The sequence below is a fragment of the Salimicrobium jeotgali genome (assembly GCF_001685435.2).
Taxonomy (GTDB): Bacteria; Bacillota; Bacilli; order Bacillales; family Halobacillaceae; genus Salimicrobium; species Salimicrobium album.
Genome location: NZ_CP011361.2, coordinates 1417208 through 1437130, shown reverse-complemented (window position 1 = coordinate 1437130; position 19923 = coordinate 1417208). Strand labels below are relative to the sequence as shown.

21 protein-coding genes are annotated in these 19923 nt (G+C 46.2%); all 21 read left to right on the top strand.

The window, feature by feature from the left end; genetic code table 11:
- Nucleotides 1-192 precede the first annotated feature (192 nt).
- The 21 genes from sucC to flgG all read left to right on the top strand — a co-directional run bounded on the left by sucC (nt 193) and on the right by flgG (nt 19923).
- Nucleotides 193-1353 (top strand): ADP-forming succinate--CoA ligase subunit beta, encoded by a 1161-nt coding sequence (gene sucC / locus AAV35_RS07215; RefSeq protein WP_008587924.1) that lies wholly within the window; start codon nt 193-195, stop codon nt 1351-1353.
- A gap of 15 nt (nt 1354-1368) precedes the next feature.
- The gene (gene sucD, locus AAV35_RS07210) at nt 1369-2271 is read left to right on the top strand and encodes a succinate--CoA ligase subunit alpha (protein WP_008587922.1); all 903 of its coding nucleotides are present in this window, start codon (nt 1369-1371) and stop codon (nt 2269-2271) included.
- A gap of 84 nt (nt 2272-2355) precedes the next feature.
- Entirely contained in the window at nt 2356-3216 is an 861-nt protein-coding gene (dprA, locus tag AAV35_RS07205) for a DNA-processing protein DprA (protein WP_008587920.1), read from the top strand.
- A 97-nt stretch (nt 3217-3313) separates the two neighbouring features.
- Complete coding sequence (gene topA, locus AAV35_RS07200) at nt 3314-5398, top strand: type I DNA topoisomerase (protein WP_008587919.1); 2085 nt, start codon at nt 3314-3316, stop codon at nt 5396-5398.
- A 324-nt stretch (nt 5399-5722) separates the two neighbouring features.
- Nucleotides 5723-6631, top strand: coding sequence for a tyrosine recombinase XerC (xerC, locus tag AAV35_RS07195; RefSeq protein ID WP_008587917.1), 909 nt, complete (start codon nt 5723-5725; stop codon nt 6629-6631).
- Between the two features lie 11 nt (nt 6632-6642).
- Nucleotides 6643-7188: an ATP-dependent protease subunit HslV gene (gene hslV / locus AAV35_RS07190; protein ID WP_008587914.1), complete on the top strand. Its 546-nt coding sequence runs from the start codon at nt 6643-6645 to the stop codon at nt 7186-7188.
- 13 nt (nt 7189-7201) lie between these two features.
- The gene (gene hslU, locus AAV35_RS07185; protein ID WP_008587912.1) at nt 7202-8596 is read left to right on the top strand and encodes an ATP-dependent protease ATPase subunit HslU; all 1395 of its coding nucleotides are present in this window, start codon (nt 7202-7204) and stop codon (nt 8594-8596) included.
- Nucleotides 8597-8612: 16 nt separating this feature from the next.
- Nucleotides 8613-9392, top strand: coding sequence for a GTP-sensing pleiotropic transcriptional regulator CodY (gene codY / locus AAV35_RS07180; RefSeq protein ID WP_008587910.1), 780 nt, complete (start codon nt 8613-8615; stop codon nt 9390-9392).
- A 362-nt stretch (nt 9393-9754) separates the two neighbouring features.
- Nucleotides 9755-10141 (top strand): flagellar basal body rod protein FlgB, encoded by a 387-nt coding sequence (gene flgB, locus AAV35_RS07175; protein WP_008587908.1) that lies wholly within the window; start codon nt 9755-9757, stop codon nt 10139-10141.
- The gene (flgC, locus tag AAV35_RS07170) at nt 10141-10596 is read left to right on the top strand and encodes a flagellar basal body rod protein FlgC (protein ID WP_008587905.1); all 456 of its coding nucleotides are present in this window, start codon (nt 10141-10143) and stop codon (nt 10594-10596) included. Before flgB ends, flgC begins: the two co-directional genes overlap by 1 nt.
- 11 nt (nt 10597-10607) lie before the next feature.
- A complete protein-coding gene (fliE, locus tag AAV35_RS07165; RefSeq protein WP_008587903.1) occupies nt 10608-10901 on the top strand; it encodes a flagellar hook-basal body complex protein FliE in 294 nt (97 codons plus the stop codon).
- 49 nt (nt 10902-10950) lie between these two features.
- A complete protein-coding gene (fliF, locus tag AAV35_RS07160) occupies nt 10951-12546 on the top strand; it encodes a flagellar basal-body MS-ring/collar protein FliF (RefSeq protein ID WP_008587901.1) in 1596 nt (531 codons plus the stop codon).
- A gap of 12 nt (nt 12547-12558) precedes the next feature.
- Nucleotides 12559-13566 (top strand): flagellar motor switch protein FliG, encoded by a 1008-nt coding sequence (gene fliG, locus AAV35_RS07155; RefSeq protein WP_008587899.1) that lies wholly within the window; start codon nt 12559-12561, stop codon nt 13564-13566.
- Nucleotides 13559-14287 carry a flagellar assembly protein FliH gene (fliH, locus tag AAV35_RS07150; protein WP_008587897.1) on the top strand — a complete coding sequence of 243 codons (729 nt, stop codon included), beginning with the start codon at nt 13559-13561 and terminating at the stop codon, nt 14285-14287. The genes fliG and fliH overlap by 8 nt, the downstream gene beginning before the upstream one ends.
- Nucleotide 14288: 1 nt before the next feature.
- Nucleotides 14289-15605, top strand: a complete 1317-nt coding sequence (fliI, locus tag AAV35_RS07145; protein ID WP_008587894.1) for a flagellar protein export ATPase FliI — start codon at nt 14289-14291, stop codon at nt 15603-15605.
- A 54-nt stretch (nt 15606-15659) separates the two neighbouring features.
- Nucleotides 15660-16106 carry a flagellar export protein FliJ gene (gene fliJ, locus AAV35_RS07140; protein ID WP_008587892.1) on the top strand — a complete coding sequence of 149 codons (447 nt, stop codon included), beginning with the start codon at nt 15660-15662 and terminating at the stop codon, nt 16104-16106.
- A gap of 4 nt (nt 16107-16110) precedes the next feature.
- On the top strand, nt 16111-16686 hold the full coding sequence (locus AAV35_RS07135) for a MotE family protein (RefSeq protein WP_008587891.1): 576 nt from the start codon (nt 16111-16113) through the stop codon (nt 16684-16686).
- A gap of 17 nt (nt 16687-16703) precedes the next feature.
- On the top strand, nt 16704-18119 hold the full coding sequence (locus AAV35_RS07130) for a flagellar hook-length control protein FliK (RefSeq protein ID WP_156874361.1): 1416 nt from the start codon (nt 16704-16706) through the stop codon (nt 18117-18119).
- Nucleotides 18120-18590 carry a flagellar hook assembly protein FlgD gene (flgD, locus tag AAV35_RS07125; protein ID WP_008587887.1) on the top strand — a complete coding sequence of 157 codons (471 nt, stop codon included), beginning with the start codon at nt 18120-18122 and terminating at the stop codon, nt 18588-18590.
- Nucleotides 18580-18939 (top strand): TIGR02530 family flagellar biosynthesis protein, encoded by a 360-nt coding sequence (locus AAV35_RS07120; protein ID WP_008587885.1) that lies wholly within the window; start codon nt 18580-18582, stop codon nt 18937-18939. The genes flgD and AAV35_RS07120 overlap by 11 nt, the downstream gene beginning before the upstream one ends.
- A gap of 78 nt (nt 18940-19017) precedes the next feature.
- Nucleotides 19018-19923, top strand: coding sequence for a flagellar basal body rod protein FlgG (gene flgG / locus AAV35_RS07115; protein ID WP_040609078.1), 906 nt, complete (start codon nt 19018-19020; stop codon nt 19921-19923).

Genomic DNA, 19923 nt, shown 5'->3' with positions numbered 1-19923 from the left:
TTTTTCTTATGCGGAAAGTAACTGCGCTTTTTGATTTCATCGTACAAAAACACCGGAAGAGGAGGGATGCGCTTTCTTTCTGCAGAGGCCGGTGGTCTGAATTTTTTTGTCATTGCTTGTATAACGGTGGACAATGGGAGTTAAACTTTTATACAATAAGACATGCAGTAGAAATTGATGGGAGGATGAAACATGAACATTCATGAGTATCAGGGAAAACAGATCATGCGTGATTTCGGCGTAGCCGTACCGAATGGACACGTTGCATATAATGTCGATGAGGCAGTAGAAGCAGCAGAAAAACTCGGTACTGACGTAACCGTCGTCAAAGCGCAGATTCATGCAGGCGGACGCGGAAACGCCGGCGGTGTAAAAATCGCCAAAAGTCTGGATGACGTACGTACATATGCGGAGGAACTGCTGGGGAAAACTCTGGTAACGCATCAGACCGGTTCAGAAGGGAAAGAAGTTAAGCGCTTACTGATCGAAGAAGGCTGCGATATTAAAAATGAATATTACGTAGGTCTTGTGCTTGACAGAAATACGAGCCGGGTCACTATGATGGCCTCTGAAGAAGGTGGAACAGAAATCGAGCAGGTAGCTGAAGAAACACCGGAGAAGATTTTCAAAGAAGTCATCGATCCGGTTGTCGGCCTCACACCTTTTCAGGCACGCCGTCTGGCTTTTAATATCAATATTCCGAAAGAGTCTCTTTCAAAAGCGGTCAAGTTCATGCTTGGGCTGTATGACGTATTTATGAAAAAAGACTGCTCCATTGCGGAAATCAACCCGCTGGTAACGACAGGAGAGGGAGAAGTTCTTGCACTTGATTCCAAATTGAACTTCGATGACAACGCTCTTTTCCGTCAAAAGGATATCGCTGATCTCAGAGACCTAGATGAAGAGGATCCGAAAGAAATCGAAGCTTCCAAATATGATCTGAGCTATATTGCACTTGATGGAAACATCGGTTGTATGGTCAACGGCGCAGGCCTTGCCATGGCAACTATGGACACCATCAAACACTACGGCGGAGAGCCCGCTAACTTCCTTGACGTAGGGGGAGGGGCCAGCAAAGAAAAAGTTACCGGAGCTTTCAAACTGATTCTTTCCGACGAAAACGTTAATGGAATCTTCGTGAACATTTTCGGAGGAATCATGAAGTGTGACGTAATTGCAGAAGGAATTGTAGCAGCATCCAAAGAAATCGGCCTCGAATTGCCTCTCGTTGTCCGTCTTGAAGGTACGAACGTAAAAGAAGGTAAGAGGATTCTCGACGAGTCCGGATTGAATATTACAGCAGCAGACTCCATGGCTGACGGTGCACAAAAAATCGTAGAATTTGTGAAGTAGAAAGGCGGGAATAGGATGAGTGTATATGTTGATAAGAATACAAAAGTAATTGTCCAGGGGATCACCGGTTCCACAGCATTGTTCCACGCTAAACAGATGCTTGAATACGGGACACAGATTGTGGGCGGAGTAACTCCTGGAAAAGGTGGTACGGAAGTTGAAGGTATTTCGGTATATAATACTGTTGAGGAAGCTGTAAAAGCTACAGGAGCGAACGCTTCTGTCATTTATGTTCCGGCTCCTTTCGCAGCTGATGCAATTATGGAGGCGACGGACGCTGAACTGGATCTGGCCATCTGTATCACAGAGCACATTCCGGTACTGGATATGGTCAAGGTTAAACGGTACATGGAAGGTAAGAAGACACGTCTCGTAGGTCCGAACTGCCCGGGTGTCATTACTCCGGATGAATGTAAAATCGGTATCATGCCCGGTTATATCCACAAAAAAGGCCACGTCGGCGTTGTTTCCCGTTCCGGTACACTGACTTATGAAGCTGTTCATCAACTGTCAGAAGCAGGTCTTGGACAGTCCACAGCTGTAGGAATCGGAGGAGACCCGGTTAACGGTACGGACTTTATCGATGTACTAAAAGCATTCGAAGAAGATGAAGATACGGAAGCTGTTATTATGATCGGTGAAATCGGCGGTACGGCAGAAGAAGAAGCTGCAGAATGGGTGAAAGCCAATATGAGCAAACCTGTCGTCGGCTTTATCGGAGGGCGTACGGCACCTCCAGGCAAGAGAATGGGTCACGCAGGAGCCATCATTTCCGGCGGAAAAGGTACAGCAGACGAAAAAATCCGCGTCATGAACGAATGTGGTATTGAAGTTGCTGAAACGCCTTCTGTAATGGGCGAAACTCTTATTAACGTACTGAAATCAAGCGATCTTTACGACAAATGTAAAACACATTAATCATTTTCAGATAGAGAAGGAGGTCCGCCTCCTTCTCTATCTTTATAAAAAACAAAAAACCGAATAGATCGGATGAGGTGTAAAATGGACGATAAATGGAATTTGTTACTGTTGCAAAGTTCTCCGAACGTAACCCGGAATCTGCTAAGAAAAATGATTGCCCGGGACCCTGATCTTACTACATATATTCACCTTCCCCCCGAACGCTGGTATCTACAGCTTAATATTCCTCTGGAACGTGCAAGAAAAATAAGCAGACACGTCTCTCTCCCCCACACCAATAAGTCCCTCGAGAAAGCTCTGAACAGGTACCACGCCATTATCATTTCAGATACCGTTTATCCGGAACAGCTGAAATGTATACCCGATCCGCCGCTTGTACTTTACGCATCCGGAGACACCGCCCTTCTCGGTCATAAACGGAGTATAAGCGTAATCGGTACGAGAAAGCCTTCCTCATACGCTCTGCCGGCTATGAAGAAAGTTCTTCTCCCCCTGATCAAAGAAGACATCTGTTTCGTAAGTGGAATGGCTGCAGGAGTTGATCAATATGCTCACCGGCTTGCTCTCCGGAACGGGGGGAGGACTGTCGCTGTTCTCGGCTCCGGTCTGGACAATGTCTATCCGGTGAACGATCTTGCTCTTTATCAGGAATTGATGAATAAAGAGCTCGTCATAACGGAGTATGCACCTCACGTCACGCCCCGAAAATTTCATTTCCCGGAAAGGAACCGGATCATTTCAGGATTAAGTGAGGCTACTGTAGTAGTGGAAGCCCGGATGAGGAGCGGTACGATGATTACGGTGGATCAGGCTCTCGAGCAGGGAAAAGATGTCTATGCGTTCCCGGGACCGGTAGGCAGCAAAACGAGCGAAGGCTGTCACGCCATCATTGACCAGGGAGCGAAAATAGTCCATACTCATCGGGATATCCTGAACCCTTAAATGGAAGAAAAAAGTTTAACCGGTTTGACAAAGTGATTGTATCTATTCAATAATGAGTAAGATTTAATTTATAAAAACCTCTATGGGAGGCTTGTACATGGCAGACTATCTGGTAATCGTCGAATCACCTGCTAAAGCTAAAACAATTGAAAGGTATCTGGGCAAGAAATATAAAGTGAAAGCATCTCTCGGACACGTCCGTGATCTGCCGAAGAGTCAGATGGGGGTAGATGTGGAAGCGGAAGATTTCAGCCCGAAATATATAACGATACGCGGCAAAGGACCCGTATTGAAAGAACTTAAAACTGCTGCAAAAAAAGCGAAAAAAGTATATCTGGCTGCCGACCCCGACCGTGAAGGAGAGGCGATCGCCTGGCACTTGGCCCACGCTCTTAATATAGACGGGGGAAGTGAGTGCCGGGTTGTGTTTAATGAGATCACGAAAGATGCCGTCAAGGAATCTTTCAAAAATCCGAGGACCATCAACGAAGATCTTGTAAAAGCACAACAGGCGCGTCGTATTCTTGACCGTCTCGTCGGTTACAACATCAGTCCGATTTTATGGAAGAAAGTTAAAAAAGGTCTCAGTGCCGGACGGGTGCAGTCGGTTGCTGTGAAACTGATCATCGACCGGGAAAAAGAAATAAATAATTTCACACCCGAAGAATACTGGTCCATTGAAGGGAACTTCAAAAAAGGTAAAGAATCGTTCGAAGGTTCCTTTTACGGATTAGATGGCAAAAAACAGAATTTAAATTCCGAAGAAGACGTCACAGCCATTACGAAGCGTCTTCAGGGAGACAAATTCGAAGTACAGAAAGTGAATAAAAGGGAAAGAAGAAAAAATCCGGCCTCCCCGTTCACTACGTCATCACTTCAGCAGGAAGCTGCAAGGAAACTCAATTTCCGGGCGAAGAAAACGATGATGCTTGCCCAGCAGCTCTATGAAGGTGTCGACCTTGGAGGAAAACAGGGGACGGCAGGTCTTATTACGTATATGCGTACCGACTCCACCCGTATTTCCGAAACGGCCAAATCGGAAGCGCTCGATTACATTGTGGAAGAATTCGGGGAGGAGTTCAGCGCATCAGAGAAAAAGAAGGAAAAGAAAAAAGAAGGAGCCCAGGACGCTCACGAAGCTATTCGTCCCACTTCCACGCTGAAAGAACCTTCTTCTCTTAAAAAGATCCTTTCGAGAGATCAGTACCGATTATATAAACTGATCTGGGAACGTTTCGTAGCCAGCCAGATGGCCCCTGCTGTCATGGATACGATGACGGTTCATTTGTATAATGAAGGAGTGGAATTCAGAGCAACGGGATCGGATATTAAATTTAAAGGTTTCATGAAAGTGTACGTAGAGGGAGAAGATGATAGCAGTAAAGATAAGAATAAACAGCTGCCTCACCTCGAGGAAGGGATGACGGTCGAAGCAGAAACTGTCGAACCCAGCCAGCATTTTACACAACCGCCTCCGAGGTATACGGAGGCAAGGCTCGTACGTACGCTTGAGGAACTCGGTATAGGCCGTCCGTCCACTTTTGCTCCTACGCTGGATACGATACAGCGAAGAGGCTACGTGTCTCTCGACAATAAACGGTTTATTCCTACAGAGCTTGGAGAAATAGTGCTGGAGCAGCTGCTCGCATATTTTCCGGAAATCCTCGATGTGGAATTCACGAAGAAGATGGAGGATGATCTGGACAGTATTGAAGACGGGGAGGAAGACTGGATACGCGTTCTCCGGGAGTTCTACAAAGGATTCGAACCCAGACTGACTACTGCTGAGAAAGAAATGGAAGAAATCGAGATAAAAGATGAACCGGCAGGGAGCGCCTGTGAAAAATGCGGTCACGAAATGGTCTACAAGATGGGGAGATACGGTCAGTTCCTCGCCTGTTCCAACTTCCCTGACTGCAGAAATACAAAGCCTATTCTGAAGAAAATAGATGTCACTTGCCCTAAGTGTGAAAAGGGAGAGATTGTAGAAAGAAAAAGTAAGAAGAACAGGAAATTTTATGGCTGTGAACGATACCCTGATTGTGATTTCATTTCCTGGGACAAACCGATCAGCAGGCCATGTCCGAAATGTGAGTCCCTTCTCGTAGAGAAAAGACTGAAAAAGGGTAATCAGATACAGTGTACGGAATGTGATTACAAAGAGGAACTTCAGGAAAAATGAGTATGTGAAACGAAGCTGATGACGAAAGGACAAAAACCGGATGTTCAATTCGGTACCATGTTCTTCCACGATTGTTCCATAAATAACAGACCCGGCGAACCCGTATATCACTGTGCGGTTTTGCCGGGTCTGTTCAATTTTGTTTCCGTTTCATTCTCTGCGGAAGCTAATCGTTGACAGTAGCAAAACGCTTCTATATAATAAGCGCTTGTGGTAAAATGTTTGATGTCGGCGACAATTCTGAATTTTGTTACAATTTTGTTAAATATGTTGTAATTACTTGTTTTCAATGATATCATTTATTCGTTTTGTGAGGTGAAGTGAATGACGGGATACGAAGAGTGGTTGCGTCAGTATATGGAATATTTGCAGATTGAAAAAAATGCTTCATCTAACACCATACAAATGTATAAAAGAGATCTTGAGGAATTTGAACAATTTCTTCAACAGGAAGTCATCCAGAGCATCGTACATATCGATATGGGGCTTGTGCGTTTATATTTGTCGCAATTATATGACAACAGTCTCTCAAGAAGGTCGGTATCCCGAAAGCTTTCCTCTTTACGGGGATTCTTCCGATTCATAGAAAGAGAAGGCGGGATTGAAAAGAACCCTGTAATGGAAATGCACCTGCCCAAAGAAAACAAATACATTCCTCAGTTCTTTTATGAAGAGGAAATAAATGAATTATTCAAAGCAGCGGAGACTTCAACACCGCTTGGACAGAGGAATATGGCAATTCTCGAATTGCTGTATGGTACCGGTATACGGGTGAGTGAATGTGCTGGTCTGGATGTGGATCGAATAGATTTTTCTCTGTCGACGATTCTGGTCACAGGGAAAGGGCGGAAGGAAAGATATGTTCCCTTCGGTGAATATGCCAAAAACGCTCTCGAACGATACTTGAATGAGGGACGTGTACAGCTGCTGAATAAAAGTGGCACCGCCTCCTCCAAAGTATTTCTTAACAACCGGGGGCATCCGATAACCCCGAGGGGGATCAGAGTAGTACTGGACAAACTCGTCAAAGATGCTGCTATGACAATTGACATCCATCCCCATAAAATAAGGCATACGTTTGCTACGCATTTGCTGAATGAAGGGGCGGACTTACGTTCCGTTCAGGAATTGCTCGGTCATGATCATTTATCAAGCACTCAAATATATACCCATGTTTCAAAAGACAGACTGAAGGATGTATACAGAAACAGTCATCCGAGAGCCAGAAAGTGAGGGTCAGAGCAATGGAAAATACATTCCACGCAACAACTATATTTGCCGTCCGGCATAATGGGAAAAGTGCCATGTGTGGAGACGGTCAGGTTACAATGGGGAACCAGGTAGTCATGAAGCATAAAGCGACGAAGGTAAGAAAATTGTACGGAGGCCGGGTGCTTGCCGGTTTTGCAGGTTCCGTAGCCGATGCATTCACTCTATTCGAAAAGTTCGAAGCTAAACTTGAAGCTTTTGACGGTAACCTGGCGCGTGCATCCGTTGAGCTGGCTAAAGAGTGGAGGGGCGACCGCATGCTCCGCAAACTTGAAGCTATGCTCATCGTGATGGACGATAAAAAAATGTTCCTTTTATCAGGTACCGGCGAAGTCATCGAGCCGGATGACAACATTCTGGCTATCGGGTCCGGCGGAAACTTCGCCCTGAGTGCGGGTCGTGCGCTGATGAGATATGCGCCGGAAAAACAGGCTGCAGAAATCGCTGAAGCTGCACTCACAATCGCCGGTGAAGTATGTGTGTTCACTAACGACCAGCTGACGCTGGAAGTACTTGAATAAAGGAGGCCAGAATATGTCTGTAGACTTGACACCACAGAAGATCGTAGAAAAACTGGATCAGTATATCATCGGTCAGAAAGAAGCAAAGAAATCCGTGGCGATTGCGCTGAGAAACAGATACCGGAGAATGCAGCTGGATGAAGATATGCGCAAAGAGATAGTCCCGAAAAATATCCTCATGATTGGACCGACCGGGGTCGGGAAAACCGAAGTGGCAAGACGTCTGGCCAAATTGACGAACGCCCCGTTCATCAAGGTGGAGGCTACAAAGTTTACGGAAGTGGGCTACGTAGGCCGGGATGTGGAATCGATGGTCAGAGATCTCGTAGAAGCCTCCATCCGGGTCGTGAAAGAAGAGAAGACAGAAGGCGTGCAGAAGAAAGCTGAAAAACAGGCAGACAAGCGTCTCGTAAAACTTCTTGTTCCTTCTTCTTCGGAGAAGCAGGGACCATCGATGAAAAATCCGTTTGAAATGCTCTTCAATCAGGACAGTGAAGAGGAAGAGAAAGAAGAAGACGAAGCCCATGATACGAAAAACAAGCGTCAGACCGTTGAAAGACAACTGAAAAACGGCGAACTGGAAGATGAAATGGTTACTATTGAAGTGGAAGAGTCCCAGGCGGGGGCGTTTGACATGTTCCAAGGTTCGGGTATGGACCAGATGGGAATGAATATGCAGGATGCTTTCAGTCAGTTCATGCCAAACAAAAAGAAAAAGCGTAAGCTGGCAGTAAAGGATGCCAGAAAGGTGCTTGCCCAGGAAGAAGCCCAGAAAATGATCGACATGGATGAAGTGAATCAGGAAGCTGTGAACAGGGTGGAGCAGTCCGGAATGATCTTCATAGACGAAATAGATAAAGTGGCTGCAAAGGGAGAATCCCAGGGTAATGTTTCCCGGGAAGGTGTACAGAGAGATATCCTTCCGATAGTCGAAGGCTCCACAATTATGACCAAGCACGGAGCGGTTTCCACCGATCATATACTGTTTATCGCTGCCGGTGCTTTTCATATGTCGAAGCCGTCGGATCTGATACCGGAATTACAGGGACGCTTCCCGATTCGCGTGGAACTGCACAAACTGAGCGTCGAGGATTTCGAGAATATTCTGAAGGAACCGCAGAACGCACTGTTAAAGCAGTATAAAGCACTTCTTTCGACGGAAGGTATCGAAATCAACTTTACTCCCGAAGCGATTACGAGACTCGCGGAGATTGCGGCTACTGTTAACAGGGACACAGATAATATAGGGGCCCGCCGGCTCCACACTATTCTGGAAAAGCTTCTCGAGGATCTATCCTTTGAAGCTCCCGAAGTAACGATGGAAACCATTGAAATCACACCGCAGTACGTAGACAGCAAACTGTCTGCGATTGTAGATGACAAAGATTTAAGCAGATTTATACTTTAGGACTGGAGGAATGAAAATGAACTTGCTAGAACGTACGAGAAAAATAAACGCTATGCTGCAAACTACTACAGGGAAATCAGTGGACTTCAACGATATGTCCGCTACGCTCAGAGACGTAATCGGAGCTAATATTTTCGTGGTAAGCCGGAGAGGAAAGCTGCTCGGTTTTGCAATCAAACAGGAAATCGAAAACGAACGCATGAATTCCATGCTTTCCAACCGTCAGTTCCCTGCGGACTATACGGACAGCCTCTTCAATATCCAGGAGACTACGTCGAACCTGGATATCGAAAGCCGCTACACAGCTTTTCCGGAGGAGAACAAAGATCTGTTCGAAGAAGGTTTGACGACCATTTGTCCGATTATCGGCGGCGGCCAGCGTCTGGGAACGTTGATTCTCAGCAGACTTGATCAGAGCTTCAATGAAGACGATCTGTTGCTCGCTGAATATGGATCCACCGTAGTGGGCATGGAGATTCTGCACGAAAAAACGGAAGAAATAGAGGAAGATGCCAGGAACAAAGCCGTCGTCCAGATGGCTGTAAGCTCTCTTTCCTATAGTGAACTTGAAGCAATTGAGCACATCTTCGAAGAACTTGAAGGGAAAGAAGGCCTGCTCGTTGCCAGTAAAATTGCAGACCGGGTCGGTATTACCCGTTCCGTTATCGTAAATGCCCTCCGTAAACTTGAGAGTGCCGGGGTAATCGAGTCACGCTCTCTCGGAATGAAGGGTACTTATATTAAAGTGCTGAATGATAATTTCCTGCTCGAACTGCAAAGACTTAAAACCGACTGATAGATATACTACGGTCGAACAATTAAAGACGATTCATTCCACTGAATGCCACAAAGCAGACGTTAACATCTGTTTTGTGGCTTTTTTTGTATATAAAGCAGCTTCCATGCCTGTTTTTAGAAATAAAATAACCGATGAAAATTGCTAATTTAAGCTATTTTGAAAAAAAATTACAAAAAAACGTTTATTATTATTAATAATTGTGGGAAAATGACGATAAGGAAGGTTTGCTTTTAAGATGAGGTCTTAACTAAGCGAAATAATTCGGTCATGTTTGAAATCATACGGTTAAAAAGTCTCTTGCCCCGGTTTTAAAAATAACGGCGGTGAATGGGGCTGATAAAATTGAGTGGGGTGAAAAATTGCAGTTATTCAATAATACTTTCAACGTATTAGAAAATTCATTGAATTACGCCACGGCAAAAAACCGGGCAATTTCAAACAATATATCCAATGTGGATACGCCCGGGTATAAATCAAAGGATGTTTCATTTGGAAATGTTCTGAATGGAGCACTTGAAGCCGAGCGTACCAATGCGAGACATCTTTCGTTCAGCGAAGGACAAAAAGCAGGCTATCACAAATTCGAACGATCCGGCACTACATATAACCATAATGGGAATAATGTGGACATAGATAAGGAAATGACGGAGCTTGCAAATAATCAAATTTATTACCAGGCGCTTGTCGATCGGATGAGCGGTAAATTCCGCTCCCTTGAAAATGTTATCAAAGGAGGAGGCGCCTGATGAGTATATTCCATTCCATCAATAACAGTGCCAGTGGTCTGACGGCGCAGAGGCTGCGGATGGATCTGGCTTCTTCCAACATAGCGAACGCCGATTCTACACGGGCGACCCTCAATGAACAGGGGGAATGGGAGCCGTATCGTCGTAAAATGGCCGTCCTTGAACCAGGTCAACAATCTTTCCGGTCTTACCTGAATCACGCCTCGGGGAAAACTCCAGGGCAGGGAACGGGCGTGCGTGCCACAAAAATAACGGAAGATGATGAACCTTTCAAAAACGTATATCGGCCGGAGCACCCGGATGCAGACGGGGACGGGTATGTACAGATGCCCAACGTCGATCCTTTAAGGGAAATGACGGAACTTATGAGTGCTACGAGGTCATACGAGGCTAACGTCACTTCCATGAACGCGTCGAAAAGCATGCTGATGAAAGCTCTTGAAATAGGAAGATAGGAGGGGGAGATATGGTGAACCCGATTAACGGATTGCCCCAGATAGCAGTACGTGATAATTCCGGACCGTCAGCTTCCGAGGTCCACTCGAAGTTCGGGGATAGTTTGAAGAACGCTATCGACGGAGTAAATAATGCGCAGGTTGAATCCAATGAAATGACTAAAGCGCTGGCCCGCGGTGAGGTGGACGATTTGCACAACGTAATGATCACTTCTCAGAAAGCAAGTATCATGATGTCTACTGCCACGGAAGTTCAGTCCAAAGTGATTGAGGCCTATAAAGAAGTGATGAGAATGCAAGTGTAGATTCTGACAAACAAATACGAATATATGGTTGTTTTTTGTGGGGGCTAATATGAACGAGAAATTTAACGATTTTAAAAATAAAGCGACTGCTTACTGGAAAGATAGGTCAGAAGGGCAAAAAAGACTGATGGTCGGATCAGTTTTTGCTCTTTTGTTCATTATAGTAGTTATTAGTATTTTTGCTTCCAGAACGAATATGGTCCCACTCTATCAGGAGCTTTCCCAGTCGGAAGTCGGGCAGGTGAAAGGGGAACTTGAAGCCCGGGGAATAGAATATGAGATAACGGACGGGGGTACTACCATCAGCGTACCCGCCGAGAACGCAGAGTCTCTTCTTGTGGACCTGGCAGCGGCCGGGATCCCGGAAAGCGGAAACATCGATTACAGTTTCTTCAGTAACAACGTATCCTGGGGGATGACGGATAATGAATTCGATATGATACGTGTCGACTCCATGCAGACGGAACTCGCCGCCCTCATGAGCAGCATCGAGGGGATCAATGATGCAAAAGTGATGATCAACATTCCGGAAGAAGAAGTATTCGTCTCGGACGATCAGCAGCAGACGTCGGCTTCCATTGTAGTGAACACGGAACCCGGGTACCGCCTTGAGGCAGGACAGGTCGAAGCATTGTATAACCTGGCATCGAAATCCGTACCCAATCTTACTAATGAAAATATAGCTATTATGGATCAGAATTTCGAATATTATGATCCCGAAAGTTCTGATGCAGTAGCCGGAGCTGCAGATTATACTCAGCAGCAGGAAACTAAAAAGCAGATAGAACGGGACATACAGCAGCGTGTGCAGAAAATGCTCGGAGCCATGATGGGTCCCGGGAAAGCGGTGACCAGTGTCACTGCGGATATCGACTTCACTCAGGAAAAGCGTAAGGAAGAACTTGTCGAATCCGTAAATCCGGATGAAATGGAAGGGCTTCCTGTCAGTATAGAAAAGATCGAAGAAGCCTATACCGGAGGAGGAGCCCCCGGGGGCGTGGCAGGATCAGGCGATGAAGACGTGCAGAATTACCCCGGAGAAGACGGAGAGGGACCGGGTGATTATGAAATGACGAAAGAAACGGTTAATAATGAGTTCAATCGCATTTATAAGGATATAGAGGAAAGTCCCTTCAAAATCCGGGATCTCGGTATACAGGTAGCGGTGGATACTGCCAGCGGCCAGAATGAAAACGGGGAACTCGAATATTTGACGGAAGCCGAACAGGAAGAGGTTTCCGGGGAAATCGATACCCTGCTTAACTCGATGATCAATACTTCAATAAATACTCAATATGAAGAGAACGTAAATCCGGAAGACAGTGTGTCCATCGTTTTCCAGGAATTCCAGGGTGCTTCTTTCACAGAAGAAGAATCGAAGAAGATTCCGTTGTGGATATACATCGTCGGAGGTCTGCTTATCCTTGGTCTTATCTTCTTAGTATTCAGAATTATCCGCAATCGCAGAACCGAAGAAGAATATTATGAAGAAACAGCACCAGCAACGACCGTTTCCGAACCGTTACCAGACATGGAAGATCGGGATGATGAAGCAGCCAGAAGGAAAAAGCAGCTTGAACTCATGGCAAAAGAAAATCCGGAAGATTTTGCTAAGTTATTGCGAACCTGGATTTCGGAAGATTAAGGAGGTGGCTGAATGCCGCAGAAAAAACTCTCGGGTAAACAGAAGGCGGCTGCCTTACTTATATCGCTCGGTCCGGACGTAGCCGCCCAGGTTTACAAACACCTGAGTGAAGAAGAAATGGAACAGCTGACGCTTGAGATCTCTTCCGTACAGAAAGTGGACAGCACTCAGAAAGAAGAGATAGTCGAACAATTTCACCAGATCGCCCTCGCCCAGGACTATATTTCACAGGGCGGGATTTCTTATGCGAAAGAAGTTCTGGAAAAAGCCGTGGGGACTGACGAGGCCTCGAATATCCTGAGCCGACTTACTTCCTCCCTTCAGGTAAAACCTTTTGACTTTGCCAGAAAAGCGGAACCTGCCCAGGTACTCAACTTCATCCAGAATGAACACCCTCAGACTATAGCTTTAGTTCTCTCATATCTGGATGCATCTCAGGCCGGTCAGATTCTATCCGAGCTACCGCAGGAAGTACAGGCGGACATTGCGCGCAGAATCGCCACGATGGATTCCACTTCGCCGGAAGTTATTTATGAAGTGGAACAGATACTTGAAAATAAGCTGTCGGCTACGTTAACGAATAACTATACCGAAACCGGCGGTATAGAGGCTGTAGTGGAAGTGCTGAACGGGGTGGATCGAAGTTCGGAGAAAACAATTCTGGATGCACTTGAAGCCCGGGACCCTGAACTTGCAGAAGAAATTAAGAAACGGATGTTTGTCTTCGAAGACATAGTAACGCTCGATAACCGTGGGATACAACGGGTGATCAGAGAGGTTAACGGCGAAGATTTACAGCTGTCTCTCAAAGTTGCGAGTGACGAAGTACAGGAAGTGGTGTTTGAAAACATGTCGGAAAGAATGGTTGAGAATTTCAGAGAAGAAATGGAAATTATGGGCCCTGTCCGCCTGAGAGATGTCGAAGAAGCCCAGACGAGAGTGGTGGGCACTATCAGACAACTTGAAGAGATAGGTGAGATTGTCATCGCCCGCGGAGGAGGAGATGACATCATTGTCTAAACGTATCATACCCATCCGCTCTTTCTCTGCGGGTGAAGGACACTCACGCGGAAGTGAAGAGCGGCTGCCGGCAAAAAACGAAGAAATCATGCAGAGAGAAGAGGAAGCAGAGTCTTTTTTTGAACAAAGAAAACAGCAGGCAGAGAAGCTGCTGAACGGTGCGAAGGCCAGGGCAGAAAAAGAAAGAAAGGCCCTTGAGGAAGAAAGGGAGATCGTTTTTGCAGCAGCCAGAGAAGAGGCATACGAGTCAGGTTACACCGAAGGGATGCAGCAGGCCGAAGCAAGGTACGACTCATTAATTGCAAAACTGAACAATCTTATCAATCAGGCAGAAAAAGAGCGGATGGATAAAATTAAAAGTGCCGAAATGGATGTGCTGCATATTGCCATGAACGCAGCCAAAAACATACTCGGGCAATCACTTCAGGACCATCCTGAACAGTTCCAGCATCTGGTCGCTGAAGCCGTGAAAGAAGTGGCCGATCAGCCGGCTGTTTCTATTTATGTGCATCCCGATTTTTATGAACAGGTAGCTGTATACCGGGAGGAGCTCAGAAAAACGATTAATTCCGAAGCCCGTGTCTCCGTCTATGTTAAGCATTTTGACGATCCACTGGATTGCTATGTCGAATCACCTTTCGGAAGAATAGATGCAAGTGTCGACAGTCAGCTGGATCTGATCAGAAAAGCGGTCATTGAGCTTGTGAAGGAAGGAGAATGAAATGGATATAACGGCAGTCACCGAAGAAATATCTCAGGTGCAAAGGTATAAGCATTATGGGAGGATTCACAGAGTGGTAGGACTGATGGTGGAATCGAAAGGACCGGAAGCTTCCATAGGTGATGTGTGCTATATCCATTGTCCGAAAGCGGAAAACGGGATGATCCTGTCGGAAGTTGTGGGATTTCAGGGAGAAAATATACTGTTGATGCCCTATCAGGAGATGGTTGAAATCAGACCGGGAAGTCTTGTGGAAGCTACCCACAGCCCCTTGAATATTAAAGTCGGCAGGGGCCTCATCGGTTCGGTACTGAACGCGCTCGGAGAGCCGATGGATGGAGGCGCCCACCCTCTCGGACTCGATAAATTCGAAACGAACCAGTCTCCTCCGAACCCTCTTTCCCGTCCGAGAATCAGAGAGCCGATTGAACTCGGGGTAAGGGCCATAGACAGCCTGTTGACCGTCGGGAAAGGGCAGAGAATAGGTATTTTTGCTGGGAGTGGCGTCGGGAAAAGTACGCTGCTCGGTATGATAGCGCGTAACAGCTCGGCAGATATTAACGTCATAGCCCTTATAGGGGAGCGGGGAAGAGAAGTAAGGGAATTTTTGGAGAACGATCTCGGAGAAGAAGGGCTTGAACGTTCAATCGTTGTCGTGGCTACCTCGGATCAGCCGGCTCTGCTCAGGCAAAAGGGAGCGTATACGGCCACAGCCATCAGTGAATATTTCAGATCTCTCGGGTACGACGTAAATTTAATGATGGATTCGGTGACCAGGGTCGCAATGGCTCAGCGGGAAATCGGCCTCGCTACAGGAGAGCCGCCGACCACTAAAGGGTATACCCCTTCCGTATTCGCTATGCTTCCAAAGCTGCTGGAACGGACCGGGAGCAGTGCAGAGGGTACTATCACTGCTTTTTACACTGTACTCGTGGACGGAGACGACTTCAACGAACCTATATCGGACACTGTCCGGGGCATACTGGACGGCCATTTTATCCTTAACCGTAAAATAGCGGAGCAGGGGAGATATCCTGCACTGGACGTACTCAGTTCAGTAAGCAGAGTTATGAATCAGATTGTCACCGAACGCCATCTGCAGACAGCGAAGCAGTTCCGCTCCCTGCTGTCGACGTACGAAGAGAATAAAGAATTAATCCAGATCGGCGCTTATAAAAAAGGGAGCAGCAAAAGTATTGATGCGGCCATCGGCAAGTACCCGGAACTGATTAATTTCCTTTCGCAGGAAACTATGGAAAAAGCACCTTACGAGCTGACAGTAGCAGAGCTTGAAGAATTGTTTCTGACAGATGGATAATTTCAAAGACATAGCCCACAGATAAAAGAAGCGTCTGTAGAAGGTGGAATAATAGTGAACATAAATGCTTTTCTGAATTTGAAGAAATTCAAGGAACGGGAAAAAGATCAGATGCAGAAGAACTATCAGGCAGCCGTTGATACTTTTGAAGAAAAAGCGACGTCTCTGTACAACCTCCTGAAAGAAAAGGAGGAACTGGAGATGAAAATTGATGATAATCTTTCCGGGGGGATGGTGGACCTTTCGTCCATCCAGCATCATCAGTATGCGGTGCAAATGGTAGAAGATGAAGTGAAACAGCTCCATCCCCGGGTGCAGGAAGCAAGATTCAAAATGAATGAGCTGGAAGATCAGCGTAATGAAGCGTTTAAACAAGTGAAAAAATATGAGAAGTTGATTGAGCTGAAAATAGAGGAACACAGCAGCTGGCTGAAAAAAGAGGAAGCCCGGGAAATGGACGAGATATCTCTACAGCAATACTCAAACAGAGTGAACAGGTGATGAGATGAGCAGGAAAAACAATGAGGAACAGAAGGCCGGAAAATTACAATGGTTCTTTTTCGTTATAGTAGTCCCCCTCATTTTTGTAGGCATTTTTACTATTGTTGTAATGAAGATGATGGGGATGAACGTAATGGAGGAAGCTGCTGAAGTTGGCCGGAAAATTCCGGGATTCACTGAAACGGATAATGCGGAAGAAGAAAAGCGGAACGAGCGGAAAAGTGCCGAGCTCGAATCAAATGTGGAAAACTATAAAAAAGAAATCGAGGAGCTTAAAGGTACCGTTAAAGCCAAAGACAGTAAAATTGAAGATATGAAACAGGAAATAGCTACATTGGAAAGCAGTGCAACCGATAAAGAAGATAAGGAAGAAAATGAACAAAATACGAATGTTACAGAATTGGCGGGTTCCTTTGAAGAAATGGATCCTGAGAAAGCTGCTTCGATATCCGAAAATATGGAGTTGGCTATTGTTGTAGAAGTACTGAGAGAAACGGAAAGTGAAGCCAGAGGAGAAATACTTGCCGCAATGGAGCCGGAAACCGGAGCAACTGTAGCGGAGCTTCTGGCGTCTGACTGAATGGAAAGGAGGTGAAAGTGTTGAAAATAATGGGACCTTTGCCAGCCGTTAATTTATCGGAGAAATCCGTTCCCTTCACAGAAAAAGCCGTATCGCAGTCGGCTTCAGGCGGGTTTGCCGAGTTGATTTTGAACATGAAATCAGCCAATGATGGAATGGAAGCATCCTCGGAAAATAAAATAATTAGCAAAATCATGAAAGCGATTGAAGAGTATGTGCTCTTGCCCGAGCCTTCGCGGACAAACGGAGAGGCAGTTACAGATATGTTTTATATAAAGGCGACAGAGGCGGAAGTGGAACCAGGGCTGTTTTTAAGTGAAGAAGCGGTAAGCGGAAATTTATCCGCGGAAATCGAAATGATAAACAAAGTCTTGAAAACGATTGAAGAGAATACGGTCATCCCTGAATCGCCGTTGCAAGCAACGCACGAAAGTGACGGAACGACGATCGGTGAATTGACGGACCTGCTGAACAGAGTACCTTCCGGTGAGACATCTACTGTTTTCACTTTGCTTATGAACCTTTTAGCTTCAGAACCGCCGCCACAAAGTAAAGGAGGCGAGCGCGCTTCCGGAGAGGAAAAAGAAAATACGTTTCAGACCTTCCGGACTCTTCTGCACACGCTAAAAGCAGCCGGAAGAGTAAATAAAGAAGATGTGAAAGTTCTTAAAAGTCTGCTTGAAAAATTCATCGCAACTCCGGAAGGTCGGACCGGCACCGTTCCGGCAGCTGAAACAACAGGTTCTGAAGAAGAGAAAAAGCTGTTCAGGAAACTGGTGAACATTATAAAAGAGGAAACATCTCTGCCTGCTCCAATACGGGAGAGAGGGAAGTTACCCGTAAAAGAAACGGAAAAATGGGGAACGCAAGCTGTTTCAAGTCGCTCCAACCATCCCGTTGCAGTATCGGAAGTGAAAACAGAGAAAAATGTCCTCCCCGGTTTTTTTATGCCCATGAGTAAAGCGGAGCAGATGACGGTCCAAAACGTTTCCACGGATTCGCAAAACCCGGGACGACAGAAATTCCTTAACCAGATCCAGGAAATGATTACTACCAGCCGGATTTTTCATGATGAAGCGGGGAATCAGCGTATGCTGATTAAGTTGAAACCGTCGTCTCTCGGTGAAATGATTCTGAAATTCTCCCAATCAGGCGGTGAGACCACTGTCAGGATGATAGTGAGTACGCAGGCGGCGAAGGAAACACTCGAAAGCAACATGCATCAACTACGTTCCATCTTCGCTCCCCATCAGGTAGTCGTTGAAAAAGTCGAACCGAACGTTAATCAGCAGTTCCTTTACGAAAGAGACTCTCCGGATGGAAGAGAAGAGAGGGAAGAAGAAGCTCGCACCCCGACTTTTGAAGAAGAGACAGACGAAGAATTGAAAACGGAAGAACTCTCTTTTTCCGAAATACTAAATGAGAAAGTTTAGGTGGTCGAATTGAACACAATCGATTCTACGTATTATCTCGAGAACCACATAAAAAAAAGAGATAATCAGGAAGCCGGCACTCTCGGAAAAGATGATTTCCTGAAAATACTTATGAGTCAGCTGCAGAATCAGAGTCCGCTTGATCCGATGAAAGACAAGGATTTCGTTGCTCAAATGGCACAATTTACTCAGCTGGAACAGATGACGAATATGAGTAATACATTCGAAAAGTATTTTGATAAATCAGAAGGTTCCGTAGCCGAATACAGTCACATGATTGCTAAAGAGATTGCGTATTTCCCGGAAGAGCAAAGTGAAGGGGACCGGGGGGAACTGAAAAGCGGAGTTGTGGAAGCCGTGAGTCTGAAAGAAGGAGAGGTTTTCCTTAAATTAGATGATGGAGCCCGTGTACCCGTGAGCAGCATCCAGGAAGTGAGAAATAACAGGGATGGCGACCAACATGGAACCTAAAATCCACAGGTCCTATCACCCGATGCCACTGGATGTGAATCGTGAAAGGTCGAAACCGAAAGAAACGGACCGCTCCTTTCAGGAAGTGCTGGGTCAGCAGCTTACGTTAAGTAAACATGCCAGACAGAGACTGGAAGAAAGAAATATAGAAATACCCTCCGAACAGTGGAATAAAATCGGGGAGAAATTGACCGAAGCGAAACGAAAAGGCGTACGTGACTCGCTTGTACTTACGAAGGAAGCTGTGCTGGTGGTAAACACGAACAGCAATACCGTAGTCACCGCGATGGATAAACAATCGGCGAACAGCCGTCTTTTCACCAACATCGACGGGACGATAATTATGTAACAAAGGCCGGACCTTATAAAGGAAGCCTTCCAATCGCGGATGGACAGAAGCGATTGAATTAAAGAGAGGATGAATAACATGCTACGATCCATGTACTCGGGAATTTCAGGAATGAAAGGTTTTCAGACGAAGCTTGATACGATAGGAAATAACATTGCCAACGTAAATACTTTCGGTTTCAAAAAAGGAAGAACGACGTTCCAGGGGATGATGAGTCAGACGATGCAGGATGCTCAGGGCCCGCTTGGGGGCGGCCCCGGGCGTACGCTCGGCGGAGTGAATGCTAAACAGGTCGGTCTCGGTTCCAAAGTAGGCACCATCGATAACCTGCACACCCAGGGAAACAGACAAACAACTAACCGGCCTCTGGACCTTTCCATAGAAGGGGACGGGATGTTCGCTATGTATGAAAGCGGGGATGGAACAGCTACGGGTGGAGGCCTGCAGGGGAATGAGAATGTCACTTTTTCAAGAGCCGGAAATTTTTACCTCGACAGTGACGGTGTCCTTGTGAATGGAGATGGTAAGTATATCATCGGAGATCAGGGGAATGGAACCGGATTGACGGGCCGGGCAGGTGCGCTGACCATTCCTTCTGACGCCCAGAGTTTCAGTGTACAAAGTGACGGAACCATTAACTACGTGAACCCGGAGGGGGAAACAGAGGTAGCGGGACGTGTGATGCTGGCGAATTTCTCCAACCCGTCCGGACTCAGGAAAATCGGTAACAATGAATTTCAGGAAACGGCCAACGCCGGATGGGTGAACGGTCCGGCAGGCGGGCCTCTTGGTATCGATAACTTGAGTATAGCCGGCGAGGACGGAGCCGGTCAGCTCGTATCAGGTACTCTTGAAATGTCGAACGTTGATCTGGCTGAAGAATTTACGGAAATGATAACGGCACAAAGAGGATTTCAGGCTAATACGAGAATCATTACTACGTCGGATGAGATTTTGAATGAACTGATCAATCTTAAGCGTTAA